Source organism: Tropicimonas aquimaris (assembly GCF_042676185.1).
GTDB classification, from domain to species: domain Bacteria; phylum Pseudomonadota; class Alphaproteobacteria; order Rhodobacterales; family Rhodobacteraceae; genus Tropicimonas; species Tropicimonas aquimaris.
The window spans coordinates 81,068-104,858 of record NZ_JBHTJT010000049.1 but is presented as its reverse complement, the minus strand read 5'-3'; the positions used below and the strand labels follow the sequence as shown (position 1 = coordinate 104,858).

Sequence of the window (23,791 nt, the reverse complement as noted above, 5' to 3'; positions counted from 1 at the left end):
TTACCATCCGATTGAATTGGGCAGCCAGACGGCCAGGCCCGGGAACAAGAACACCATCAGAAGCCCGATCAGTTGCAACCCGATAAAGGGGATCACCCCCTTGTAAATTGCGGCGGTCGAGACCGACGGCGGGGCGACGCCCTTCAGAAAGAACAGCGCCCAGCCGAAGGGGGGCGTGAGGAACGAGGTCTGCAGGTTCACCGCGACGAGAATGGCGATCCAGGCCATGTCCACGCCGGCATTGTGAAAGATCGGCAGGAACAGCGGCAGCGCGATGTAGGAGATCTCGATCCATTCGAGGAAGAAGCCGAGAACGAAGAGCAGCAGCATGAGAAAGAAGATCTGTCCGTTCAGCCCGCCCGGAACGATCGAGAAGGCATCCTGCACCAGTTTCTCGCCGCCGAGGCCGCGGAAGGCCAGACCGAAAGGCTGGGCGAAGATCAGGATCAGGAACACCATGGCGCTGGTCACGAAGGCGGCGCGCACTGTGTCGCGAAGGATGGCGTAGTCCAGGCGGCCCGACAGGGCGGCGAGAAGGATGCTGCCGAAGGCGCCCATCGAGGCGGCTTCCGTGGGCGCGGCCACGCCGCCGATGATGGACCCGAGGACCAGCACGATCAGCGCAATGGGCGGGAACACCACCTTGAGCAGTTTGCCCGCCAGTTGGCGGCCAGTGTACTGCGCCCGCTCCTCACGGGGGATCGCCGGGACGGCCTCGGGTCGCAGGACGCCGAGGATCAGCACATAGGCCACGAAGAGGCCCGCCAGCAGCAGGCCGGGGAACAGCGCGGCGGCGAACAGGGTGCCGACGGATTCGCCGAGGATGTCTGCGAGCAGGATCAGCACGAGGCTGGGCGGGATGATCTGGCCCAGCGTGCCGGAGGCGCAGATCACCCCGCAGGCCACGCCGGTGTCGTAGCCGCGGCGGATGATCGGCCCGAGGGCGATCAGGCCGACGGTTACGACTGTCGCGCCGACAACGCCGGAGGCCGCGCCCATCAGTACACCGACCAGGATGATCGCGAGCGCCATGCCGCCCCGCAGCCCGCCCATGGCGAGCCCTATGACATCCAGTAATTCCTCGGCGATCCGTGACTTCTCCAGCATGATCCCCATGAAGATGAACAGCGGCAGCGCAAGAAGCGTGTAATTGGTGATAACGCCGAAGACGCGGGCCGGCAGCAGCGAGAACAGGAACGGTCCGAACCCGGCATAGCCGAACACGAGACCGGTAATCCCGAGGCAGGCGGCCACGGGAACGCCGCCCAGCAGCAGGATGAAGAACGCCCCGATCATGCAGAGGGCGAGAATTTCGGTGAATGGCATCTTGGCAGGTCTCAGTCTTCTGCGAGCGGGCGGGGACGGATCAGGTCCCGCAGGTGCTCAGCCGTCATGGCGATGTTCTGCAGCGCGAGGAGCGCAAAGGCGACCGGCATGCAGGCTTTCAGGATGTAGCGGTAGCCCAGGCCGCCGGGATCGGGGGAGCCTTCGTTGATGGCGAAGCTGCTCTGGACGTAGGCGATGCTGAGCCAGGCGATGATGAGCGCGGTCGCTCCCATGCAGAGGCTGGCAAAAAGGTCGACGGCGGCGCGGGCGCGGGGACGCATCCGGGCGTGGAAGATATCCACCCGCACCTCGCCGCCCTGGTTGAGCCCATAGGCCATTCCGAACAGAGCGCCCACGGCCATCAGGTGCCATTCGGCCTCCTGCAGCGCCACCGTGCCGAAGGAGAAAAGGTAGCGGGCGAGCACGTTAAAGGCGACCAGCAGAACCAGTGCCAGGCCGCTCCATGCGGCGACCTGGCCGGTGATGCGAACGATGCCGGAGGCACCGTTCGCGATCTTGTCGAGCAAGGCGGTCATCGCACTCACGCCGGCAGGTTGTGGTAGGGCTGCTCGGAAAGCGCAGCCCATTCGGCGTGCTCGGCCTTGAACGTCATGAAGGCCTCGTGGACCTTGGCTGCCTCGGCGTCCTGCGCGGCGAATTCGGCCAGAACCGTGTCGGTCACGGATTTCAGCTCCATCACCACGTCTTCGGGCAGGACACTCGCGATCACGCCGTCGTTCGCCACCATGTCCTTCAGCGCGGCGGCGTTGTTGGCCTCGCACCAGGTGTGGCTCTCGAGGTTGCAGGCCATCGCGGCCGTCTGGACGATCGCCTGCAGGTCGGCGGGCAGGCTGGACCAGGCGTTGGCGTTGATCAGCAGTTCGGTCACGTTGGACGGCTCGTGCCAGCCGGTGGTGTAGTAGTACTTGGCCGCGTTCTGCAGTCCGAGGCGGCGGTCCTGGTAGGGGCCGACAAACTCCGCCGCATCGATCACGCCGCGCTCCAGCGCCGGGAAGATCTCGCCGCCGGGCAGCAGCTTCACGTCGACGCCGAGCGCCGCGTAGACCTTGCCGGCGAGGCCGGGGATCCGCATCTTCAGGTCCTGGAAATCCGCCACGCTTTCGATCGGCTTGCGGAACCAGCCGGTCATCTGGACGCCGGTATTGCCCATCGGGAAGGCCTTGAGGCCAAGCGGCTCGTAGAGTTCGTCCCAGAGTTCCATGCCGCCGGCGTGGTAGAGCCAGGCGTTCATGCCCTGAAAGTTCAGCCCGAAGGGCACGGTGGTGAAATACTGCGCCGCTGGGATCTTGCCGGCCCAGAAATAGGCGTTGGCGGCGTTCATCTCGACCGCGCCGGAGCGCACGGCGTCGAAGCCTTCGAGCGCGGGGATCAGCTCGCCGGCGGCGAAGTGCTGGATCTTGAGCCGGCCGTCGGACATCGCCTCGACCTTCTTGCAGAAATCGGTCGGGCTGCCGGGGCCTTCGACGTAGAACGGCGAGCCGGGCCCGTAGGCGTTCGTCATCTTCCAGCTGAAGGAGGTCTGGGCCCGCGCGATCGTCGGGGCGGCGAGGGGCGCCGCCGCGAGGGTGGCACCGGCTGCGATGAATTTGCGTCTGTCCATGGGAGATCCTTTCCTGGTCGCTAGAGCATGGGTTCAGGAACCCGACAGACATGAGGGTTTGAAGCCGTTTGGGGCTTCGAGCGCAGCGGTGCGCGTCATTTTGTATACAATTTTATTAATGATGGCCAGAAAAGAATACAAAATAGGCAGTATGATAAGCGCTGGTGTGCAGCGGCCCCGCGAAACTTGCATGGATGCGGCTGAATCGGGTGATGCCGCGTTCCGTCGGGATCAGCCGGCTTCGGCCTCCGGCACCGAGGACTGCGCGTCGCCGCTCGCCAGCGCGAAACCCTCGTCGGTCCAGCCGGTGATCCCGCCGATCATCAGCTTCACCGGCCGCCCCAGTCGCGCGAGGCGCACCGCTGCCTTGTCAGCGCCGTTGCAGTGCGGACCCGCGCAGTAGACGACGAACAGGGTATCTTCGGACCAGTCCGACATCCGGTGCGCGGTGATCTTGCCGTGCGGAAGGTTCAGCGCGCCCGGCACGTGACCGCCCCGATAGAGCGCCGGGCCCCGCACATCGAGCAGGACGAAGTCGCCGGCCTGTTTCGACAGGCTGTCGTGGACGTCCCAGCAATCGGTCTCGAAGGCCAGCTTGGCCTCGAAATGGCGCTGGGCGTCCTGGCTAGCGGCGGCGGGCACTTCGGCAACGGAGGAGGGGAGGGGCATGATGAATCCTTTCGCAGTGACGTTGGCGATCTTGTGCGGCGGCGCGGCTGGCGGGTAGTGTCCGAATGGACAACTGTCGGTCAGATACGGTCAAATGCCTTCCACCACCCCGCCCAGCTCGAAATATCCCCGCACGGAGGACGTCGGCCCACTGGTCTGCCTTTTGGCCTATGACGGTCTGTGCACCTTCGAATTCGGGATCGGCGTCGAGGTCTTCGGCCTGCCCCGGCCGGAATTCGATCCGTGGTACAGATTCCGGACAGTCGCGGTCGACGAGGGGCCGTTGCGGGCGACCGGAGGCGTGACTGTCGAGGCGACCCATGACCTCAGTGCGCTTTCCGAGGCGGACCTGATTCTCGTGCCGGGCTGGCGCGGCGTGGATGCACCTGTGCCGGAGGCGCTCGTGATGGCACTGCGGGCGGCGCACGATCGCGGCGCAAGGGTGGCCTCCATCTGTTCTGGCGTGTTCGTTCTCGCAGCCGCAGGGCTGCTCGACCACCGACGGGCCACGACTCACTGGCGGTATGTCGAGACGCTGTCCGAACGCCATCCCGACATCGAAGTGGATGCCGATGTGCTCTACATCGACGACGGATCGGTCCTGACTTCCGCCGGGTCGGCTGCGGGGCTCGATCTCTGCCTGCACATCGTCCGGAGCGACTGGGGCGCGCGTCATGCGAACGCCGTGGCGCGCCGGCTGGTGCTGCACGCCCACCGAGACGGAGGGCAACGCCAGTTCGTTCAGGCGCCGGTGCCGCAAGGGCGCGGCGGACGCATAGCGCCTCTGCTCGACAGGATCCTGGGCGGTCTGGCCGAGGACTGGCCCGTTGCCCGAATGGCGGACCTCGCGGGCCTGTCGCCGCGCACGCTGACCCGCAGGTTCCACGCGACGGTCGGCGACACGCCCCTGGGCTGGCTGACCTCCATGCGAGTGGCTCATGCAGCGATGCTGCTCGAGACCACAGATGCCACGCTCACGGACATCGCGCTGGCCTCCGGATTCGGCAGCCCCGAGAGCTTTCGCCGCGAGTTCTCGCGCTTAAAAGGGCTGCCACCGTCGCGCTACAGGGCCGCGTTCGGGTAAATCGACGAGTGCCGGCATGCAGACCCTGACGGGCCGCTTTCTGCGTGGAGCAAGCGGGTGCGGTGGCGTCAGCTCACGCCTGCCCGCAAAAGAACCATGAAGGAGCTGTCGAAATGCTCCGACATGGCCGCCTCGGCCCGCGCCGCGTCCTGTGCCATGACGGCCGTCGCGATGCGCTCATGGCACTTGATGTTCTCTACCCTGCTTTCATAGGTCGCTCGGGCGCGCCAGCCGATATCCCAGGTCTGCCGCGTGATGATGCGGAAGCCGTCGAGGAGCACGGAGTAGAGCGGGTTGCCCGAGGCGCGGGCGATGATCTCGTGAAACAGGATGTCCAGCTCCATGACGCTGTGCGGGTCGTCTCTCTTGACCGCCTCCATCATGCCGTCGATCGTCTCGAGGAGTTGGCGCGCCTCCTCCCCGCTGCGATGCAATGCCGCAAGACTGACCGTGCGCATTTCGAGCGTCCGGCGCACATCCTGGATTTGAACCACCGAAACCTGCTTCGTATAGGTTGTGTGATCGAGAATCGCGCTGACGGTTTCGGCCGTCGCATTGGCGACTCGGGCCCGCCGGCCGTTGCCGACTTCGAGAATCCGGAGCGCCGCGAGTCCCCGCAGCGCCTCCCGTGCGACAGTACGCGACACCCCGAGCTGGTTGGCCATGGCGGTTTCGGAGGGTAGAACATCCCCCACCCGCAACTCATTGTCGCGAATGAATTTTCTGATATCCGACATCGTCCGCTCGACAAGGCTCGATGATTTTCTCGAGTCGATATCGCCAGATTGTATGATAGGTTTGCCCATATCGTCGTATCACTTGATCAATTCTGTCTTTCAAATGATATCTTGCCGTCGTATCAAATGGCAACAAAATGATCGAATCGGGCCGGAGGAGGCGACCGTTTCGAGCTAGGTCGAGACGATCGAATCGTTCGCAGAATCTCTGGAGGAGAACAGCGACATGAAGATCACCGCCATCCGGACCTTCAGGGTCGAGGCGCACCAGAACGTCCTTTGGGTGCATGTCGAGACGGACGAAGGCGTGACCGGACTTGGCGAGACCTTCTATGGCGCCGCCGCCGTCGAGGCGCATATCCACGACACGCTCGCCAGTCGCCTGCTCGGGCAGAACCCGCTGCATATCGAGGCGCTGCACAAGGAGATGCTGAACCTGCCGAACGCACAGAGCTCCACCGGCGTCGAGTACCGGGCCTGTTCGGCCATCGACATCGCGCTCTGGGACCTCTTCGGCAAGGTCGCGGGGCTGCCGGTGCACCAGATGCTCGGCGGGCTCTGCTTCGAGAGGATGCGGGTCTACAACACCTGCGCAGGCACCCGCTATGTCTCCACCACCAAGATCAAGCCGGTGGACACCTGGAACTTCGGCGAGGGCGGGCAGTACGAGGATCTGCAGGCCTTCATGACCGATGCGGGCGCGCTTGCCGAAGACCTGCTCGACAACGGCATCACCGCGATGAAGATCTGGCCCTTCGATCCGCCGGCGATGGAGAACAAGGGGCTCTACATTACCGCCGAGCAGATGAAGGCTGCGATCCGGCCCTTCGAGCAGATCCGCAACGCGGTAGGGGACCGGATTGAGATCATGGTCGAGCTCCACTCGCTGTGGAACCTGCCGACCGCCAAGAAGATCGCCCGCGCGCTCGAGCCCTTCGAGCCCACCTGGTACGAAGATGCGATCCGGATGAACTCGCCGCAGGCACTGGCCGAATTCGCCCGCTCCACGGATGTCTGGACCTGTGCCTCCGAGACGCTGGGCTCCCGCTACGCCTACAAGGAATTCCTCGACCGCGACGCCTGCCACGTCGTGATGGCCGATCTCTGCTGGACCGGCGGGCTGACCGAGGGCCGCAAGATCGCCGCCATGGCCGAGACCTACCATCGCCCTTTCGCCCCGCATGATTGCATCGGCCCGGTGGGCTTCGCTGCGGCGATCCACATGAGCTTCAGTCAGCCAAACACCCTGATCCAGGAATCCGTGCGCGCCTTCTACAAGGGTTGGTATCGCGACCTGGTCACGGAAGTGCCGCGGATCGAGGGCGGCTACGTCTACCCGATGGAGGGCCCGGGCCTCGGCACCGAATTGCAGCCCGGCTTCTTCGACCGCACCGACCTGACTACGCGCCTATCCGAACTCTGAGGAAAGAACATGAGCACGAAACTTTTCGATCTCAGCGGCAAGACCGCCCTGATCACCGGATCGTCCCGCGGCCTCGGCCGGGCCATGGCCGAGGGAATGGCGGCCGCCGGCGCGCGGGTCATTCTCAACGGTGTGAACGCGGCGCGGCTCGACTCGGCCGTCGAGGAGATGAAGGCGCAAGGCTACGACGTGCTCGGTGCGGCCTTCGACGTGGCAAGCGAAGCCGAGATCGTCGCCGCCTTCGAGAAGCTCGACGCCGATGGCGTGGCGGTCGACATCCTGGTCAACAACGCCGGCATCCAGTTCCGCAAGCCGATCATCGAGCTCGACACCGCCGACTGGCAGCGGGTGATCGACGTGAACCTCACGGCGGTGTTCATCTGCGCCCGCGAGGCGGCGAAGCGGATGCTGCCGCGCGGCCACGGCAAGATCATCAACATCGGCTCGCTGCTGTCCGATCTGGGGCGCGCCACCGTGACGCCCTACGCCGCAGCCAAGGGCGGTGTTAAGATGCTGACCAAGAACATGGCCGCCGAATGGGGCGACAAGGGCATCCAGACCAACGCCATCGGTCCGGGTTACATGGCGACCGAGATGAACACGGCGCTGATCGAGAACCCGGAATTCGACGCTTGGGTCAAGGGACGGACGCCTGCCCGCCGCTGGGGCCAGCCGGAGGAGATGGCCGGAACCGCGATCTACCTCGCCTCCGACGCGTCCAACTACGTCAATGGCCAGCTCATCTATGTGGATGGCGGCATGATCTCGGTGCTTTGACATGAAAGCTGTCGTCATTCACGCCCCGCACGATCTTCGCGTCGAGGAGATTGCAGAGGCAGCCGTGCCGGCCGAGGGCGAGGTCCGTGTGGCCGTTGCCCGCGGCGGGATCTGCGGTTCGGACCTGCATTACTATCACGACGGCGGCTTCGGCACCGTGCGCATTCAGCAGCCTATGGCGCTCGGGCACGAGGTTTCGGGCGTCGTCACCGAACTGGGCGCGGGCGTCGGCGGGCTCGCCGTTGGCGACAAGGTCGCGATCAATCCTTCGCGGCCCTGTGGCACCTGCGACTACTGCAAGCGCGACATGCGCAACGAATGCCTCGACATGCGGTTCAACGGCTCCGCGATGCGGATGCCGCATGAGCAGGGGCTGTTCCGCGCCGAGGTGACGGTGCCGGCCGAACTCGTCGTTCGGGTCTCGCCGGAGACGGATCTGGCGCTGGCCGCGCTCTGCGAGCCGTTCTCGGTCTGCCTGCATGCTGTGAACCAGGTCGGTTCGCTGCTTGGCAAGCGGGTGCTGATCTCGGGCAGCGGCCCGATCGGCTGCCTTTGCGTCGCCGCGGCCAGGCTCGCGGGGGCGGCGGAGATCATCGTCACCGATATCGCCGCGGCCCCGCTCAAGATCGCGGCGGCGATGGGTGCGACCCGCTGCATCGACCTTTCCGAGGAGCCCGGCGCACTCGATGCGGAGCGGGCCGGCAAGGGGCAGATCGACGTGGTGTTCGAATGCTCCGGCGCGGCGCCCGCACTCAAGGCCGCCTGCGAGGTCGTCCGGCCGCGCGGGCATATCGTGACCGTGGGCCTCGGCAGCGAACCCGTGCTGCCGCTGAGCCTTGTCGTGACAAAGGAGATCAAGCTTTCCGGTTCGTTCCGTTTCGACCACGAGTTCGCGGTCGCCGCGGAGCTGATCGACCGCGGGCGGGTCGACCTCGCTCCGGTCCTGACCGGTGTCTTCCCGATGGAGGACGCCATCGCCGCCTTCGACTTCGCCTCGGACAAGGCGCAGGCGATGAAGGTGCAACTTCGCTTCGGCGAGAACTGAGTCACAACCGCTTCAACACTCCAGGGAGGATACCATGAAGCACACACGTCTCTTCACATCCGTCATTGCACTGGGCCTGATGGCCTTTGGCGCCTCGGCGCAGGAATACAGCTTCCGGTTCCAGTCGTCGGACCCGGCCGGCAACCCGAACTTCGAGTACCAGGTCGGCTGGACCGAGGTTCTCAAGGAGATGACCGACGGCAAGGTCGTGGTCGAGATGCTGCCCGTCGGCACCATCGTGGACTACAAGGAAACGCTGGACGCTGTCGGCGCCGGTATCCTCGACGGCCATATCTGCGACACCTCCTATTTCACCGGCAAGGACCCGGCCTTCGGACTGATCGCCAACCCGGTGGGCGCGTGGTCGGACCCGGCCCAAATGATCGATTTCGTCGAGAACGGCGGCGGCGCAGAGCTGATGCGCGAGCTGCAGGAGCCCTATGGCGTCTACTTCATCGGCGTATCGACCCCCGGCCTCGAAGCCTTCGTGTCCAAGGTGCCGCTCGACGGCGTGGATGACCTGAAGGGCGTGAAGATGCGTTCGCCCGAAGGCGCCATCGCCAACGTATTCCGCGCTGCAGGCGCCGCCCCGGTGAACCTGCCGGCCTCCGAGGTCTACACTGCGCTCGACAAGGGCGTGATCGACGCCGCCGACTACTCGGTGTTCTCGGTCAACAACGAGCAGGGTCTGAACGAGATCGCCAAACACCCGGTCTACCCGGGCTTCCACTCGCTGCCGCTCGTCGAGGTCTCGATGAACAAGGCCAAGTGGGACGCGCTGCCCGAGGACATCCAGAAGGCGTTCTACGATTCCGTGAAGGTCTTCCAGGAGACCCAGGTTGGCGGTCTGATGGAGCGCGACCAGGCTGCTGTCGCGGCGGCCGAGGCCGAGGGCATCACCGTGCACAACTGGTCCCCCGAGGAGCGCGCCAAGTTCCGGGCTCTCGCCAAAGAAGAGTGGAAGTCGCTCGCCGAAGGCTCGCCGATGGCCCAGAAGGTCTACGAGACGCTGACCACCTACCTCACCGAGAACGGCCTGCTGAACTAAACCAGGCATGACGACGCGGGCGGGCCAGCGCATGGCCCGCCCCCTTTCCCTTCGGACGGGCAGTTCTCGCAATGACAGACAAGACAGAAATGACCCCCGGGCCGGACCCGCTGGCCGAGGTGGAAACACCTACCCGCAAGGTCGATCGCGGCGCCGTTCCCGAAGCGGGCCAGTTTGGCAGGATTATCAACGCCGGCGGCATTTTCTTTGCCGTCGCGATCTGTGCTTCCGCCTGCATCCTGCTGATCGAGGTTTTCCTGCGCTACGTGCTGAACAGCCCGACGGTCTGGGCGCACGAAACCACGACCTTTCTCTGCGGCATCTCCTTCCTTTACGGCGGGCTCTACTGCGCCTCGCGCAACAGCCACATCCGAGTCGTGCTGATCTATGACATCCTGCCGCCGAAGGTGCGGCGCGTGGTCAATATCATCATCTCCTTCGCCTCCTTCATCGCCGCCGGGTTCTTCACCTATGCGGCCTGGATCATGTCGACCAAGGCGCTGTTCACGCCCACCGGCGACTTCCGAATGGAGCGCTCTGGCTCCGCCTGGAACCCGCCTGCGCCGGCTCTGGTTAAGACATTCTTGCTGATCGTGATGATCCTGATGACCATCCAGTTCCTGATCCTGACCTGGAACTACATCCGCCGTCCGGCCGAGGAGACCAACTGATGAACGCGATCCTCGATTTCGCCGCCATCGGCATCGGCAACTCGACGATGATGATGTTCGGCCTGATGGTGCTGCTGCTGCTCACCGGTATGCCGCTTGCCTTCGTGACGCTGCTCGTTGCGCTCACTTTCGCGCTGCTCGGCTTCGGGCCGATGGCGGTGCAGGTCATCTCCTCGCGCATCTACACCTTCGTCGAGAGTTTCGTCTTCGTCTCGGTGCCCATGTTCGTGCTGATGGCGGCCATCCTCGACAGATCGGGCATCGCGCGCGACCTGTTCGACGCGATGAAACTGGTCGGCGGCCGGATCAAGGGCGGCGTCGCCGTGCAGACCATCTTCGTCGCGGTGATCCTGGCGGCCATGTCCGGCATCATTGGCGGCGAGGTCGTGTTGCTCGGCCTGCTCGCGCTTCCGCAGATGCTGCGCCAGGGCTATGACCGGAACCTCTCCATCGGCGTGGTCTGCGCGGGCGGGGCGCTCGGCACCATGGTGCCGCCCTCGATCGTGCTCATCATCTACGGCCTCACCGCCTCGGTCTCGATCGGCGACCTGTTCACCGCGGCCTTCGTGCCGGGCTTCATGCTGGCCTCGTTCTACGTGCTCTACGTGCTCTTCCGGGCCTACTTTACCCCGGGCGCGGTACCCCCGCCGCAGATGGAGAGGATCGCGCCCGAGGAAAAGATGCGGCTCCTCAAGGGACTGGTCCTGCCGATCCTGGTGGTCATCGCCGTGCTCGGTTCGATCTACGGCGGCATCGCCTCGGTCACGGAAGCCTCGGCGGTCGGTGTGGGCGGCGTGCTGCTCTCCACGGTCGTTCGGGGCGAGTTCTCCTGGGGCCTGCTGCGCGGTGCCGCAATGCAGACGCTCGCCACCGTGGGCATGATCGTCTGGATCGGCATCGGTGCCACCGCGCTCGTCGGGGTCTACAACCTGATGGGCGGCATCAAGTTCATTTCCGACCTGATGTACGGCATCTCGGACAACCCGACGGTGATCGTGCTCTTCATGATGGCAATCCTCTTCGTGCTCGGCGCCTTCCTCGACTGGGTCGGGGTGGCGCTGCTGACGATGCCGATCTTCGTGCCGATCATCCGCAACCTCGGGCTGGACCCGATCTGGTTCGGCGTCGTCTTCTGCATGAACATGCAAGTGAGCTTTCTGTCGCCGCCCTTCGGCCCGGCCGCCTTCTACCTGAAGTCGGTGGTTCCGGACGACATCACGCTCGGCATCATCTTCCGCTCGCTCATGCCCTTCATCGCGATGCAGGTGCTGGCCGTCGGACTGCTCGTCGCCTTCCCGCAAATCGCGCTGTTCTGGTTCGACTGACCTTTGCGAATAGACACTGCTCCGCGCCGCCCGTCAGGCGGCGCGGAGTTCTTTTTCAGAGCCGCTGAAGCCGTCAGGCATCCTGCGTCAGTGGAGGTCCGGAAGGGCCTGCCAGAAAGCTCTCCGTTGGGCAATTTCAAGCCAGCGTGCTGCGCCCTTCAGAAATCTTCGACGTAGGGAATGAACCGGCCGAGGACGATGACTCCGGTCCAGAGCGCGAGCGAGAGCCACGCGACCACCCGGGCATCCGCCGTGAGCTCGGACGAGTCCACGCCTGCATCCATCTGCGGCTTCACGCGGCGCACGAAATAGGCGGTGTTGAGGCCGGCCGCCACGATCATCCCCATCTTCGTCCAGAAGGCGATGTTGACGAGATAGCGACCGGAATCGCCCAAAACGAACATCAGCCCGGACACGAGGTTGATGGCAAAGCCGATCAAGGCGAAGCGCACGAAGATCTCGACGCGCGCGATCGGGACCGCCCGGGCGAAGCCGACGACACGCAGATCGACGACCAGGAGCGCGCCGAACAGCAGGCAAAGGCCGAGGAAATGCGCCATCTCCAGCGCCGGAAAGACGACGGCGTTGTCCATCACGAAGCCGCTCAATGCGGTCGCGTTGAGCGTGTCGATGAGCCGGTCGAGCAAGGTGTTCATCAGACAGGTCTCCTCAGGACAGGTAGCCGATCAGGCGGCCGGAGATGATCGCGGCGACCCAGGTGGCCGCGGCAACGCCGGCGAGCCTGCGGTGGGCAGGTGCGATCTCGTCGGCGCGCCGGATGCAGGCCCGGATCAGCCGCCAGGTCAGCGCCATCCCGGCGAACACGAGGAGGATCTTGATGCGGAACGCCCAGTTGAAGAACAGCTCGGAGGCATTGCCGCAGAAGAGCGCCGCGCCGGACGCGAGGTTGAGGACGAAGCCACCCAATGCCACCCGCCCGTAGGGCGCCATGGCGGTGACCGGGATTGCCGGCGCGTAGCCCAGGACGCGGACGATCAGCATCAGGGCTACGCCGACCAGGATGGCCATGCCGACGGCATGGAGCGACAGAATGATGGGATAGCCCCATTCGGTGCTGGAGACGGTCATTCCGACGACCGAGTCCTCCAGCCAATACAACGTTTCCATTTGGATCCTTCCTGACTGGGGCAGCATGGCGCGGCCGCCGCCGAAGCACGCGGCAACAACGGGCGGCCCGCCGCTTTCCGTGTGGGTGTGAGGCGGGAAATGGGGCCGGCTTGGCACGGCCCCATCCTGTCAATGCGTTCGTTCGGTGGTCAGGTCGTCACAGGCATAGGGTTCGTAAGCATCGTTGGTGAGCGTGACCTCGTCCGACCCTTCGAGGGGCTGTTCGAGGTAGAGTGGGTCGGTGAAGGTGTAGTCGCGTGTCAGGACGGTGCCGTCGTCATTGAGGGTGAACCTTTCGGTCACCACGAGTTCCGGGCTGTTCTTCACAGGGCTCGGCGGTCTGCGGCGCTGCCCTTCGCGGGCGGGGCGCTCCCCAGGCGCATCGCCGCCGTCTGCCTGCTCGCGCGGTCCGCCGCCCATCGGGGCCATGATCCAGCCTTCGTCGAAGCCGGTTGTTGTCACAACCAGCGTGTCGCCGTCCCATTCACCGGTGGAATGGCCCGCGCGGTTCGGCACGAAATCTTCCGGCATCTCGCTGCCGTCGAGGTGGATGGTGCGAACAAGGTCCATGAAACCGTAGGTCATGGTGATCTCGCTTTCGGTCTGCTCTATGACGTTGACCATTTGGTCGAACCACCAGTCCATGACGATGTTGGTCGCCTCGCAATGGAGCCGCGGGTTGTCGTTGGCGGTTGCGCCCTCGACCGCGGCAGCGCCGGCCTCGGTCAGCACGGCAGGCGACTGGCCGCCGCCGCCCGGAGGCGCGCCCCGCTCGCGCACCATCGCCCAGTTTCCGTCGAGGTTGGGCGTCCCGTCGTCCCGCTCGGTCTGGCGCTGCTCGGCCTCGATGTTCCCGTCGTCGTCAAAGGTGCTGTAGCGGGTCGCGGTGACACCGTCGGCGAAAGTGATCTGGCTCATGGAGCAGGTGGTCGGGTCGCTGCGGTCGGGTGAGCCGACGATCGAGATCTCGCTGCCGATCTCGAACATGTCGGATTTCCAGCCGTGCCGCTTCAACAGGGAGCCCGATTGCAGCTCGCAGCGCACGTTGGTGACCTCGCCGGCGTCGTCGGTGACGTCGAAATAGACATAGGCGTGCGGATTGACGAGGCGGACGCGGGTGATCGTGCCGGTAAACTCCACCGTCTTGCTCGTGTCGAACTGGCCGCTGCTGCCGTGGTGCGCCAGCGCAGGGAGCGGAAGGATCGCCAGCGCTGCGACCAATCCGAGGGTTCTCAGGTCTTTCATGTCTCGTTTCCTCTCGTGCTTCTTGCCGTCCGGTTCGCCACAACCCAACGGGTGGGACGTGGCTTTCCGTCGCATCGCGGCGGACATAGCCCGAAGAATCTGAAGCAATGAGGAAGAGAGGATGGATCAGCCCCGTTAAGGGGGCTGACGTGGGGCCGGTACGGATTGCGCTCGCCTGATCCCGCGGCGTGGTCGGGCACGGCCCGGCGACCTGGAGATGATCTGGCAGCGTGCCGACACCCTCGCGCTGCGATCAGAGGTCCGATCGCAGGGCGAAGGCCCTGACGCAGGGCAAGTTTAGCCTAGTCCTCTTCGGCCTTACCGTGCCTGTCCCAGCCGGTGATCATCGCCCGCAGCTGCGCAAACACCGTTTCGCCGGTCGTGATCAGGTAGAGATGCGCGATCAGGAAGGCCGCGATCAGGAAGGCGGCGGCGACGTGCACGGCATTGACCCAGAGGATCGGCAGCGCCTCCGGATAGAGCGCCGGGAACTTGCCATAGAGCCAGAGGATCAGCCCCGAGATCCAGATCCCCGGCGCAATCACCAGCTTGAAGCCGAGGTAGGCCATCGCCTGCATCGGATTGTGCTTGCGCCGGGTGCTGGGCTGGAACGGGTGCGGGGCGCCGATGAAGATGCCGGTGGCGTAGAAGGAGATCACCTTCCACAGCCCCTTGGTGGTCGGCACATAGTGGCGCCACTGGCCGGTCACGATGTGCCAGAAGATGGCAAAGACCCACAGGACCACCAGCGCAAATGCAGCCATTACGTGCAGGTTCAGCGCTCGCTCGAAACTGAGCCAGGTCCAGAAGCCATGGATCTCGGCCCCGGTGGCCATGAGGAAGATGATCAACGCCGCCTGGCACCAATGCCAGAACCGTTCGAAGAGCGGGAAGAGATAGACGCCCCTGCTGTCGGATGTGTGCGTGTCAGCCATTACGATTGCCCTTGTAGAAGAGCCCGAAGCCGAGCCGGAGGATCAGGTGCAGCAGGACGGCGGCCAGCGTGGCTGCAAGGAGCAGGAGCCCCGCCTTGTCCAGCAGGTCGAACCCGTCGCGCCCGGGCACGAAGCCTCCGGGCAGGTCGGCGAGGCGCCCCGCCCTGACGTGACAGGCGTTGCAGTCGAGCGCCTGGTCGGCAGGGGCGACCATGTGGTTGACGGGGATCATCTGGCGCACGCGGGCGAAGGCCACATCGCCGCTGAAATCCACGCCTGCCGCGTCCATGCCGGCCTCGACCGCATCCTCCCAGCGGAAGTCGTTCCAGAGCGCATCCCGCCCACGTCCCGAGAACAGCACCGAGGCAAGCGCCCGGCTTTCCGCGTCGATCGGCACGACGGAATGCATGACCTTGACCGGTGCGATCCGCGAGCTTCCTGCTCCAGCGACTCCGTCGTAGAGGGAGATCCAGGGCGCGTCGGCAAAGGCGTCGGCGATCGCCTCGGCAACTCCCTCGCGGACCTCGTCGGCAAGCTCTTCGTCCACTTCGCCCGTGACCTCCGGAAGGACATCGCCGGGGCGATGCACGTTCAGTCGGCCATCGGACCAGATCAGCGTGGGCTCGTAGGCCGAGGCATGGGCGAAGTGCCCTTTCTCCGATGAATAGGTGACCGTTCCGTCCTTCTCTGTGTCCACAAAGGGTTGCCGGCGGCGGTCAAGCTCGCCGACGCTGGACCAGTCCCAAAGCACGCGCGTTTTCGTCTCGCCGCGGGCGATTGCCGGGATGTGGCAGGCTTCGCAGGCGACGGCGTCGATATGGCGGTCGAGGCGCGGGCCGCTGGCGAGCGCCTCGTGGGGCGTCGCGCTGTGGCAGCTCTGGCAGGAGGCGGCGGCGCCGGCGAGGGCGGGTCGCTCAGGGCTCTCGCCCGGACCTCCAGTATATCGGCTGCCGGAGACTCTGTGCTCCTGCGTGGTATGGCAGGTCGAACAGGTGAACCCGGCGCCATCCGGGGCCGCGGCCATGTGGACGTCGAGCGTTGCGTCGGGCTCGATCAGATCGGCGTTCAGATCGCCATGCTTGACGCCGGGGCCGCCGTCCGCGTCGAAATGGCAGCTGCCGCAGGCGGCGCGGGTAGATGGCCCGACCGAGCGGGCCGCCAGAGCAAGATCCTCGACCTCGGGCGTGTCGCCCTTGAGCCGGTCGTCATGGCACATGGTGCAGGCGGCGCCGTTCTCGTGGAAATTGGCGACGGTCCATTGGCCGGTTGGCTCATGGCAGGAGAGGCAATCCACCGGGGCGACGGGATCGCTCGAGGCGTCCAGCAGCGCGGAATCGTCCGAACGGGTGCCGGCGATGTGACACGAGGTGCATGCCTCGATGTTGGATGGGGTCGACAGCAGGAAGCCGTTGGCGACGTGCAGCATGCCGAGCTGGTCAGCCTCTTCCCCTACCGCCTCTTTGGGCGCCGTCCAGGTGAAGTGGATCGTGCCATGCAACTGCTCGGGCCCGGTGTTGTGACACGAAAGGCAGGCCTCGTTGACCTCGCGCGCATTCTTGAAAGGGCCCTCCAGTTCCGTGAACCGCGTGTGATCGGCTGTCGAGCCGGAAGCGGCATTTTCGGACGGCGATGCCTCAAGGGGAGTGGCGGGATCTGACTGGGCCGCCAGAGGCTGGGCGCCCGTCGCAAAAAGGGCGAGCGCCAGCATCAGGCCGCTGAGCCGGGGCATTGGCATATGGGTGATCCGTATTTTGGGAGGAGATTTGCAGGAAACGGCCGCCATCGGCGGCCGCTCCCCAGATTCGATCACGGTGAACCGCGTGTCCTACTCGTCCGGACGCTCGCCCGTGACTTCAACACCGCTGCCACCTTCGGCGAGGTCGGCGATGCTGTCATAGGCCAGTTGCAGCTGGTAGTACGGGTTGTGCGTGTAGCCGCCTGGATCCTTCGAGATGAAGTTGTAATTGTAGGCGGCCTTCAGCAGGCGCGGACTCCAGGACTGGTACCGGTTCGGGAACGCGATCTCGTCGTCATCCGCCTCTCCGTTGCCGTTGGTGTCGTTGAAGAAGTACGGATAGTTTGTGCTCCGGAAGATGACCGGCTGACCCAGAACTGTGTCCGCGTAGCTCGAGATGGCTTCGAAGAGTTGGCCGTGCAGCGCGGCGATCTCGGCGTGGATCCCCTCGGACGTGTCGCCGTTGGCGTCATAGTCCGCCTTCGAAGAGCGCACGAGGCGCATGGTTTCCGCGTTCGCGGCATCGACCTCGTCGTGGCAATCGGTGCAGCTTTCCACCTTCACCTCAAGCGAGTGCGGGCTGTGGCAATCATTGCAGGTCTGGGAGTCGCGGTCGTGGAAGTAGTACCCGGCATAGTCTTTGCCGTCGTACTCATAGCCGCCGCGCGCCTCGCCGCCAAACCGCGTCGCCGCGGCCGGACGATAGTGGATGTTGATGAATGCGAGGTCGGCCGCGACGCTGTCCGTCTCCGGATTTCCCAGCTCCACCATCTTGTCATTGACCTGGACGGTCGAGGCCCGGCCGCCGTGGCAGGTCATGCAGCGAATGTCCGAGGTGAACACTTCCGCCTCGTCGCCAGAGGGGAAGATTATCGAAGTCATGTTCTGCGCGACGGTGTTGTGGCAGGCCATGCAGGCAATGCCGGGGGCGTGTTCGGGATCGATTTCCTGCTTTGTGACGACACCTGGTTCGCTGCCGTCGGCACCGAGATACTCAAGATACCCGGTGGTGGAGTGACACTTGGAGCACTCCTCGGGGATCAGCTTGTCCTCTTCCTCGTCCCAATGGCGGAACGCTTCCTTGGACAGATCAGCGTGGGGAGAATTGCGCCACGCTTCCAGTGCCGGGATTTCCGGCATCAGGTCCGCCGGGTTGAAAGCTGCGGCTGTGCCGCTTTCCTGGGCATGTACCGATGTGGACGAGGTCGTCCAGCCAAAGGCCGCTGCCCCGGCGAGAGCGAGGGCCAGCATCGTGCCGCGCAAAGCGTTTGTCATCTGTCCACCTTCCATTGCTTGCGAGGTTGATCTTGCTTGCTCGGGAGGCGGACGACACGGGGCCCGCCCTTGTCCTTACGGACTCACGGTAACAAGGTCGTGAGGCATCTAGCAAGTGACGAAGCGTCGCAAATTGGGCTTTAACAGATTGAAAGTTAATAGATATATCTGCGGATCATCTTTGAGTCGCGCAAGGCCGCTGCTGTGAGAGCATTTTTGAGACCATCGTTTTCCGGCCAATTTCCGACGGCCGACGAGTTCTCGCGAAGCGATGGGAAAAAGGCCTATGAATCCCCGCCCAGACAGACTAGAACCCGTCGATCGCGATTTCCTGATGTGACCGTCACGCCAGGAGGCGCACCGGAAGAGGCGCTGAACGGTCGGGAAGAGACACTGTGCACGGCGTTTCCAATCTCTAGACAACGGAAATGAACACCGTGATACGTACACTTTCTGACGCGCTCGAAGAGCGTGGATATTCAACGCTCACCCCTGTCCAGAAGGCGGTGACCAAGCCGGAGCTGGTTGGCGCGGACCTTCTGGTCTCGGCGCAGACCGGATCGGGCAAGACGCTCGGCTTCGGCCTTGCCATTGCGCCCACCCTTCTACGCGATGCCGAAGTCTTCGATGCTGCAGGACTGCCGCTGGCGCTGGTGATCGCGCCGACCCGCGAACTGGCGATGCAGGTCAAGCGCGAGCTCGGCTGGCTCTATGCCAAGGCGGGCGCGGTCGTGGCGTCCTGCGTGGGCGGCATGGACATGCGGGACGAGCGTCGTGCGCTGGAGCGCGGGGCCCATATCGTCGTCGCCACACCGGGGCGCCTGCGCGACCACCTGATGCGCGGCTCCATCGACCTGGGCGAGGTGCGCGCCGTGGTTCTGGACGAAGCCGACGAGATGCTCGACCTCGGTTTCCGGGAGGACCTGGAGTTCATTCTCGGCGAGGCGCCGGAAGAGCGTCAAACCTTGCTGTTCTCTGCCACCGTGCCGAAATCCATCGCCGCGCTGGCCCAGCAGTACCAGAAGGACGCGATCCGGGTCGACACCAAGTCCGAACACACCCAGCACGCCGATATCGAGTATCGCGCCCTGAGCGTGTCGGAGCGGGACACCGAGAACGCGATCATCAACGTGCTGCGCTTCTACGAGGCGCCCAATGCCATCGTGTTCTGCAACACGCGGGCCACGGTCAACCGGCTGACCACCCGCCTGTCGAACCGCGGGTTTTCCGTGGTGGCGCTTTCCGGTGAACTGTCGCAGAGCGAGCGGACCCACGCGCTGCAGGCCATGCGCGACGGCCGGGCGCGGGTCTGCGTGGCAACGGACGTGGCGGCGCGCGGCATCGATCTGCCGAACCTCGATCTGGTCGTGCATGCCGAACTGCCTTCGGGCCACGAGACGCTGCTCCATCGGTCGGGCCGTACAGGGCGGGCGGGGCGCAAGGGCGTCAGCACGCTGATCGTGCCGCCGAAGTCGCGCAAGAAGGCGGAGCGCCTTCTCGGCTGGGCCAAGCTCAAGGCGGACTGGTCCGAGGCGCCCTCCGCCGATGCCGTCAGGGCGCGGGACGAGGAGCGGATGCTCGCGGACCCGGCCTGGCATGAGGAGATCTCCGAGTCGATCGAGTCGACCGTCGAGACGCTGGCCGACCGGTTCACGGCCCGGCAGCTCGCGGCGGCCTACCTGCGGCTCTACCAGGAACGCCACTCCGTCCCCGAGGAGCTGTCCTCCTATGACGACAAGCCCAAGCCGCGGCCGGAATTCGGGCCGAGCGTCTGGTTCTCGCTCTCGACCGGGCGCAACCAGGGCGCCGAACCGCGCCGCCTTCTGCCGATGCTGTGCAAGGCGGGCCAGATCACCAAGGAGGACGTTGGCGCGATCCGCCTCCAGCCCGATGTCTCCTATGTCGAGATCCGGGAATCCAGCGTGCCGGCGTTCCTCGACGCCATCGGCCCGGACCTGTCGGTCGAACCCGGCGTGACGCTGGCGCGGCTCGACGAGGCGCCGACCGTGGCGAAGTCGCCGCGCAGCGCTCCCGTCAGCAGGAAACCCGCAGCTGAGCTGGCCGCAGCGGCAGACACCGCGTCGAAGAAGCCCCGGACCGCCGAACGCGCCGCCGATCCCGCCCCCCGCGAGGAGTGGCCTGCGCCCGACACGGTGCCGGGTGAGCGCAAGCCGCGGCACAAGAAGCGCCACGTCGGATCGCCGTCGGACACGGCCGCAGGAACGCCGGAGCGCAAGCCGAATGCGGGGTACGGGAAGCGGAAGTCGCCTGACGGCAAGCCCAAGGGGCCGAAGCCGCCCGTCGGAAAGCCGAACAGCAAGAAGAACAAGGCGAGGGCGATGGCTGTCGGCAAGAAGGGCGGCAAGGCAGGAGCCCATGGCTCTGCAACGCCGCAGCACAAGAAGCGGTAAACGCCCGCTCGGCGGACCGTTTCAATCTGGGCAAAAGGCTCTCGGCGGGCACGCCTGCCCGCCATTCTCAGGGGGCCGTGACCGTGACGCGCTCGGGGCGATGGAGGGCGTCTGACGCGGGGGTCGGGGCAGGGCGCACAACAGCGCCCCAGCCCCCAGTCGTTCGGGGCTTCAAGCCCGTGTCAGGGGTGGCTCTCCGCCGTCGGCAGTGCGCAGGCCTGAGCACGAACCCGCTTGCGGTTGAAGATCCGCGCCACCAGCACGAAGAACAGCGGCACGAAGACCACCCCGAGCACGGTGCCCGTGATCGTGCCGCCAAGCACCGCGGAGCCCACGGCCGTGCGTCCGCCGGCACCGGCACCGGTGGAGAGCACCAGCGGCACCACGCCCAGAGAGAAGGCCAGCGAGGTCATGATGATCGGCCGGAAACGCTGGCGGGCGGCTTCCTTGACGGCGGAATAGAGGTCTTCTCCCGCCTCGAACCGTTCGCGTGCAAACTCAACGATCAGGATCGCATTCTTGCCGGTCAGGCCGATCACGGTCAGCAGCCCGACCTGGAAGAAGACGCCGTTTTCGAACCCGAACCAGTAGGCGGCACCCATCGTGCCGAGCACGCCGATGGGCATCGCCAGCATCACCGAGAAGGGGATCGCCCAGCTCTCGTAGAGCGCCGCGAGGCAGAGGAAGATCGCCGCCAGGGACAGCGCGTAGAGCATCGGCGCTGAGCCACCTGAGTCGAGTTCCTCCAGTGACAGTCCCGTCCAGGCGGCGCTGTAGCCCGGAGGGAGTTCCGACACCATGCGCTCGATCTCGGCGATGGCTTCGCCGGTGGTCACGCCAGGGGCAGGCGTCCCCTGGATCTGCATCGCGGGAATGCCGTTGTAGCGGTTGAGCCCCTGGGGGCCGTATTCCCAGCTCTCGTTGGTGAAGTTGGCAAAGGGCACGAGTTCGCCATTGGCATTGCGGACCCGCCATTTGCTCAGGTCCGACGGGGTCGCGCGGCTGTCCGGCTCGCCCTGGACATAGACCCGCTTGATCCGGCCATTATCGTTGAAGTCGTTCACGTAGCTCCCGGCCCAGGCGATGTTGAGCGTGGTGCCGACGTTGGCTGGGGTGACCCCAACGGCCCCGGCGGCGCGCCAGTCGATGTCGAGCTTGAACTGCGCGGCATCCTCCAGCCCCGAAGGACGGATCGAGGCGATGAGCGGGCTTTGCGACGCCATGCCGAGCAGCTGGTTGCGCGCGGCAAGGAGCTGCTCATGGGTCTGACCGGCCTGCGCCTGCAGGAAGAAGTCGAAGCCCGACACGTTGCCCAGTTCGATCACCGAGGGCGGGACGATGGGAAAGACCATCGCATCGCGGATCCCAATGAAGGCAGGGAAAGCGCGGCCGGCCACGGCCTGAACCGATTGCGCGGGCGAGGGACGCTCCTCCCAATCCTTCATCCGGACGAAGGCAAGCCCCATGTTCTGACCCTGGCCGGCAAAGCTGAAGCCCACGACGCCGAAGACCGATTGCACGTTCTCCGCCTCGACCGTGTTGAAATGGCTCTCGACCTGCTTGACTACGTCCTGCGTGCGCTCGGCAGTGGCGCCGGTGGGCGCCTGGATCAGCGTCATCAGGATGCCTTGGTCCTCGTCGGGCAGGAAGCCGGTGGGCGTGTTCTGGAACAGGAACACCATCCCGTAGCCAAGCGCCGCGTAGACGATGAGCACGCGGAACGGTCGGCGGATCAGATAGCCCACGGTGCCCGCGTAGCCGCCGGTCAGCCGGTCGAAGCCGGTGTTGAACCAGGCCAGCGGGCCGCGGCGGGCGTGCTGGACGTCCTTGCTGCGCAGCAGGGTGGCGCAGAGCGCCGGCGTCAGCGTCAGGGCCACCAGCACTGAAAGCGCCATCGCCGAGACGATGGTGATCGAGAACTGGCGATAGATCACACCGGTCGAGCCGCCAAAGAAGGCCATCGGCACGAACACCGCCGAGAGCACGAGCGCGATGCCGATCAGGGCGCCGGTGATCTGCCCCATCGACTTGCGCGTCGCGTCGCGGGGGGAGAGCCCCTCTTCCTCCATGATCCGCTCGACGTTTTCGACCACGACGATTGCGTCATCGACCAGCAGTCCGATGGCCAGCACCATCGCCAGCATGGTGAGGGTGTTGATGGTGAAGCCCGCCATAGACAGGATGGCGAATGTTCCGAGGATGACAACCGGAACCGCGAGCGTCGGGATCAGGGTGGCCCGGAAATTCTGCAGGAAGAGCAGCATCACCACGAAGACCAGCCCGATGGCCTCGAACAGCGTCTTCTGGACCTCGTGGATCGAGATCTCGATGAAGGGGGTGGTGTCGTAGGGAATGACGTAGCTCACGCCTTCGGGGAAGAACTCGGCGTATTCGGCGATCCGTTCCTTCACCCGCTCCGCGGTGTCGAGCGCATTGGCCCCCGAGGCGAGGTTCAGCGCCATGCCGGATGCCGGCTGGCCGTTGAACCGGGCGATGGTGGAATAGTTCTCGGCACCGATCTCCACGCGCGCCACGTCGCGCAGCAGCACGAGGCCGCCGTCAGTTTCTGCATGCAGGACGATGTTGCGGAAATCCTCGGGTGTGGTGAGCAGCGACTGGGCCGTGATGGTGGCGTTGAGCTGCTGCCCTTCAGGCGCCGGAAGCGCGCCGAAGGAGCCCGCAGAGATCTGCGCGTTCTGCGCCGAGACCGCGCTGACCACGTCCGAGGGAGTCATCTCGAAGGCCGCGAGCTTGGAGGGGTCGAGCCAGATCCGCATCGCGTATTGCGCGCCGAATACCTGTGCTCCCCCCACGCCTTCGATCCGCGAGAACTCGTCGACCATGTTGGAGTTCAGGTAGTCTGAGAGGTCCGACTGGTCGAGCCGCCCATCCTCCGAGATCAGGGCGATGACCATGAAGAACGAGGACGACGCCTTCTCCACCGGAACGCCGAGCCGCTGCACGGCTTCCGGGAGCAGGGGCGTCGCCTGCGCCAGCTTGTTCTGCACCTGCACCTGCGCCACGTCCGGATCTGTGCCGGCCTCGAAGGTCAGGGTGATGTTCGCCGTCCCGGCCGAGGTCGAGGAAGACGACATGTAGCGCATCCCGTCGAGCCCGGTCATCTGCTGCTCGATGATCTGAGTGACCGTGTTGGCCACGGTCTCCGCCGAGGCGCCGGGATATTGCGCGCTGATCCGCACCGAGGGCGGTGCGATCTGGGGATATTGCGCGACGGGGAGCGTGAAGATCGACAGCAGGCCGACGCCCATGATGAGGATCGAGATCACCCAGGCAAAGACGGGCCGGTCGATGAAGAATCGGGCCATGGTTCCCTCC

General features: G+C 65.2%; 20 protein-coding genes. 8 read left to right on the top strand and 12 right to left on the bottom strand.

What is annotated here, in order from left to right:
• From ACFQ2S_RS20070 to ACFQ2S_RS20055, 4 genes are all read right to left on the bottom strand, one after another.
• Positions 1 to 1,326, bottom strand: a complete 1,326-nt coding sequence (locus ACFQ2S_RS20070) for a TRAP transporter large permease (protein WP_386077260.1) — start codon at positions 1,324 to 1,326, stop codon at positions 1 to 3.
• Between the two features lie 11 nt (positions 1,327 to 1,337).
• Complete coding sequence (locus ACFQ2S_RS20065; RefSeq protein WP_386077258.1) at positions 1,338 to 1,862, bottom strand: TRAP transporter small permease subunit; 525 nt, start codon at positions 1,860 to 1,862, stop codon at positions 1,338 to 1,340.
• A gap of 5 nt (positions 1,863 to 1,867) precedes the next feature.
• Positions 1,868 to 2,947 (bottom strand): TRAP transporter substrate-binding protein, encoded by a 1,080-nt coding sequence (locus ACFQ2S_RS20060; RefSeq protein ID WP_386077257.1) that lies wholly within the window; start codon positions 2,945 to 2,947, stop codon positions 1,868 to 1,870.
• Positions 2,948 to 3,178: 231 nt separating this feature from the next.
• Positions 3,179 to 3,616: a rhodanese-like domain-containing protein gene (locus ACFQ2S_RS20055; RefSeq protein WP_386077255.1), complete on the bottom strand. Its 438-nt coding sequence runs from the start codon at positions 3,614 to 3,616 to the stop codon at positions 3,179 to 3,181.
• A gap of 94 nt (positions 3,617 to 3,710) precedes the next feature.
• Here ACFQ2S_RS20055 and ftrA point away from each other — a divergent pair, with 94 nt between their 5' ends.
• Entirely contained in the window at positions 3,711 to 4,700 is a 990-nt protein-coding gene (gene ftrA / locus ACFQ2S_RS20050; protein WP_386077253.1) for a transcriptional regulator FtrA, read from the top strand.
• 68 nt (positions 4,701 to 4,768) lie between these two features.
• Here ftrA and ACFQ2S_RS20045 read toward each other — a convergent pair whose 3' ends face one another.
• Positions 4,769 to 5,437, bottom strand: a complete 669-nt coding sequence (locus tag ACFQ2S_RS20045) for a FadR/GntR family transcriptional regulator (RefSeq protein WP_386077251.1) — start codon at positions 5,435 to 5,437, stop codon at positions 4,769 to 4,771.
• Between the two features lie 226 nt (positions 5,438 to 5,663).
• Here ACFQ2S_RS20045 and ACFQ2S_RS20040 point away from each other — a divergent pair, with 226 nt between their 5' ends.
• The 6 genes from ACFQ2S_RS20040 to ACFQ2S_RS20015 all read left to right on the top strand — a co-directional run bounded on the left by ACFQ2S_RS20040 (position 5,664) and on the right by ACFQ2S_RS20015 (position 11,726).
• Entirely contained in the window at positions 5,664 to 6,860 is a 1,197-nt protein-coding gene (locus ACFQ2S_RS20040; protein WP_386077249.1) for a mandelate racemase/muconate lactonizing enzyme family protein, read from the top strand.
• A gap of 9 nt (positions 6,861 to 6,869) precedes the next feature.
• The gene (locus tag ACFQ2S_RS20035) at positions 6,870 to 7,637 is read left to right on the top strand and encodes a glucose 1-dehydrogenase (RefSeq protein ID WP_386077247.1); all 768 of its coding nucleotides are present in this window, start codon (positions 6,870 to 6,872) and stop codon (positions 7,635 to 7,637) included.
• Position 7,638: 1 nt separating this feature from the next.
• Positions 7,639 to 8,682 (top strand): L-idonate 5-dehydrogenase, encoded by a 1,044-nt coding sequence (locus ACFQ2S_RS20030; protein ID WP_386077246.1) that lies wholly within the window; start codon positions 7,639 to 7,641, stop codon positions 8,680 to 8,682.
• Between the two features lie 34 nt (positions 8,683 to 8,716).
• The gene (locus ACFQ2S_RS20025; protein ID WP_386077244.1) at positions 8,717 to 9,730 is read left to right on the top strand and encodes a TRAP transporter substrate-binding protein; all 1,014 of its coding nucleotides are present in this window, start codon (positions 8,717 to 8,719) and stop codon (positions 9,728 to 9,730) included.
• A 71-nt stretch (positions 9,731 to 9,801) separates the two neighbouring features.
• The gene (locus tag ACFQ2S_RS20020) at positions 9,802 to 10,401 is read left to right on the top strand and encodes a TRAP transporter small permease subunit (RefSeq protein ID WP_386077242.1); all 600 of its coding nucleotides are present in this window, start codon (positions 9,802 to 9,804) and stop codon (positions 10,399 to 10,401) included.
• Positions 10,401 to 11,726, top strand: coding sequence for a TRAP transporter large permease (locus ACFQ2S_RS20015; RefSeq protein WP_386077240.1), 1,326 nt, complete (start codon positions 10,401 to 10,403; stop codon positions 11,724 to 11,726). The genes ACFQ2S_RS20020 and ACFQ2S_RS20015 overlap by 1 nt, the downstream gene beginning before the upstream one ends.
• A 158-nt stretch (positions 11,727 to 11,884) precedes the next feature.
• On the opposite strand, the gene ACFQ2S_RS20010 is transcribed toward ACFQ2S_RS20015, so the two are convergent.
• The 6 genes from ACFQ2S_RS20010 to ACFQ2S_RS19985 all read right to left on the bottom strand — a co-directional run bounded on the left by ACFQ2S_RS20010 (position 11,885) and on the right by ACFQ2S_RS19985 (position 18,044).
• A complete protein-coding gene (locus ACFQ2S_RS20010) occupies positions 11,885 to 12,382 on the bottom strand; it encodes a DUF6644 family protein (protein WP_386077238.1) in 498 nt (165 codons plus the stop codon).
• 13 nt (positions 12,383 to 12,395) lie between these two features.
• Positions 12,396 to 12,854 carry a hypothetical protein gene (locus ACFQ2S_RS20005; RefSeq protein ID WP_386077237.1) on the bottom strand — a complete coding sequence of 153 codons (459 nt, stop codon included), beginning with the start codon at positions 12,852 to 12,854 and terminating at the stop codon, positions 12,396 to 12,398.
• A 129-nt stretch (positions 12,855 to 12,983) separates the two neighbouring features.
• Positions 12,984 to 14,099, bottom strand: a complete 1,116-nt coding sequence (locus ACFQ2S_RS20000; protein WP_386077235.1) for a DUF6152 family protein — start codon at positions 14,097 to 14,099, stop codon at positions 12,984 to 12,986.
• A 302-nt stretch (positions 14,100 to 14,401) separates the two neighbouring features.
• Complete coding sequence (locus ACFQ2S_RS19995; RefSeq protein ID WP_386077234.1) at positions 14,402 to 15,034, bottom strand: cytochrome b/b6 domain-containing protein; 633 nt, start codon at positions 15,032 to 15,034, stop codon at positions 14,402 to 14,404.
• Entirely contained in the window at positions 15,027 to 16,769 is a 1,743-nt protein-coding gene (locus ACFQ2S_RS19990) for a multiheme c-type cytochrome (RefSeq protein WP_386077232.1), read from the bottom strand. Before ACFQ2S_RS19990 ends, ACFQ2S_RS19995 begins: the two co-directional genes overlap by 8 nt.
• A gap of 90 nt (positions 16,770 to 16,859) precedes the next feature.
• Complete coding sequence (locus tag ACFQ2S_RS19985; protein WP_386077230.1) at positions 16,860 to 18,044, bottom strand: hypothetical protein; 1,185 nt, start codon at positions 18,042 to 18,044, stop codon at positions 16,860 to 16,862.
• Positions 18,045 to 18,472: 428 nt separating this feature from the next.
• Here ACFQ2S_RS19985 and ACFQ2S_RS19980 point away from each other — a divergent pair, with 428 nt between their 5' ends.
• A complete protein-coding gene (locus ACFQ2S_RS19980) occupies positions 18,473 to 20,455 on the top strand; it encodes a DEAD/DEAH box helicase (protein ID WP_386077228.1) in 1,983 nt (660 codons plus the stop codon).
• A 182-nt stretch (positions 20,456 to 20,637) separates the two neighbouring features.
• Here ACFQ2S_RS19980 and ACFQ2S_RS19975 read toward each other — a convergent pair whose 3' ends face one another.
• Positions 20,638 to 23,781, bottom strand: coding sequence for an efflux RND transporter permease subunit (locus ACFQ2S_RS19975; RefSeq protein ID WP_386077227.1), 3,144 nt, complete (start codon positions 23,779 to 23,781; stop codon positions 20,638 to 20,640).
• Positions 23,782 to 23,791 lie beyond the last annotated feature (10 nt).

Bases quoted from the DNA above. Each gene is read 5' to 3' on its own strand.
- ACFQ2S_RS20065 (WP_386077258.1), bottom strand. From the start codon at position 1,862: ATGACCGCCTTGCTCGACAAGATCGCGAACGGTGCCTCCGGCATCGTT.
- ACFQ2S_RS19990 (WP_386077232.1), bottom strand. From the start codon at position 16,769: ATGCCAATGCCCCGGCTCAGCGGCCTGATGCTGGCGCTCGCCCTTTTT.
- ACFQ2S_RS19980 (WP_386077228.1), top strand. From the start codon at position 18,473: ATGAACACCGTGATACGTACACTTTCTGACGCGCTCGAAGAGCGTGGA.
- ACFQ2S_RS20040 (WP_386077249.1), top strand. From the start codon at position 5,664: ATGAAGATCACCGCCATCCGGACCTTCAGGGTCGAGGCGCACCAGAAC.
- ACFQ2S_RS19985 (WP_386077230.1), bottom strand. From the start codon at position 18,044: ATGACAAACGCTTTGCGCGGCACGATGCTGGCCCTCGCTCTCGCCGGG.
- ACFQ2S_RS20015 (WP_386077240.1), top strand. From the start codon at position 10,401: ATGAACGCGATCCTCGATTTCGCCGCCATCGGCATCGGCAACTCGACG.
- ACFQ2S_RS20020 (WP_386077242.1), top strand. From the start codon at position 9,802: ATGACAGACAAGACAGAAATGACCCCCGGGCCGGACCCGCTGGCCGAG.
- ACFQ2S_RS20030 (WP_386077246.1), top strand. From the start codon at position 7,639: ATGAAAGCTGTCGTCATTCACGCCCCGCACGATCTTCGCGTCGAGGAG.
- ACFQ2S_RS20070 (WP_386077260.1), bottom strand. From the start codon at position 1,326: ATGCCATTCACCGAAATTCTCGCCCTCTGCATGATCGGGGCGTTCTTC.
- ACFQ2S_RS20060 (WP_386077257.1), bottom strand. From the start codon at position 2,947: ATGGACAGACGCAAATTCATCGCAGCCGGTGCCACCCTCGCGGCGGCG.
- ACFQ2S_RS20010 (WP_386077238.1), bottom strand. From the start codon at position 12,382: ATGAACACCTTGCTCGACCGGCTCATCGACACGCTCAACGCGACCGCA.
- ACFQ2S_RS20025 (WP_386077244.1), top strand. From the start codon at position 8,717: ATGAAGCACACACGTCTCTTCACATCCGTCATTGCACTGGGCCTGATG.
- ACFQ2S_RS20045 (WP_386077251.1), bottom strand. From the start codon at position 5,437: ATGTCGGATATCAGAAAATTCATTCGCGACAATGAGTTGCGGGTGGGG.
- ACFQ2S_RS20000 (WP_386077235.1), bottom strand. From the start codon at position 14,099: ATGAAAGACCTGAGAACCCTCGGATTGGTCGCAGCGCTGGCGATCCTT.
- ACFQ2S_RS20035 (WP_386077247.1), top strand. From the start codon at position 6,870: ATGAGCACGAAACTTTTCGATCTCAGCGGCAAGACCGCCCTGATCACC.
- ACFQ2S_RS19995 (WP_386077234.1), bottom strand. From the start codon at position 15,034: ATGGCTGACACGCACACATCCGACAGCAGGGGCGTCTATCTCTTCCCG.
- ACFQ2S_RS19975 (WP_386077227.1), bottom strand. From the start codon at position 23,781: ATGGCCCGATTCTTCATCGACCGGCCCGTCTTTGCCTGGGTGATCTCG.
- ACFQ2S_RS20005 (WP_386077237.1), bottom strand. From the start codon at position 12,854: ATGGAAACGTTGTATTGGCTGGAGGACTCGGTCGTCGGAATGACCGTC.
- ACFQ2S_RS20055 (WP_386077255.1), bottom strand. From the start codon at position 3,616: ATGCCCCTCCCCTCCTCCGTTGCCGAAGTGCCCGCCGCCGCTAGCCAG.
- ftrA (WP_386077253.1), top strand. From the start codon at position 3,711: ATGCCTTCCACCACCCCGCCCAGCTCGAAATATCCCCGCACGGAGGAC.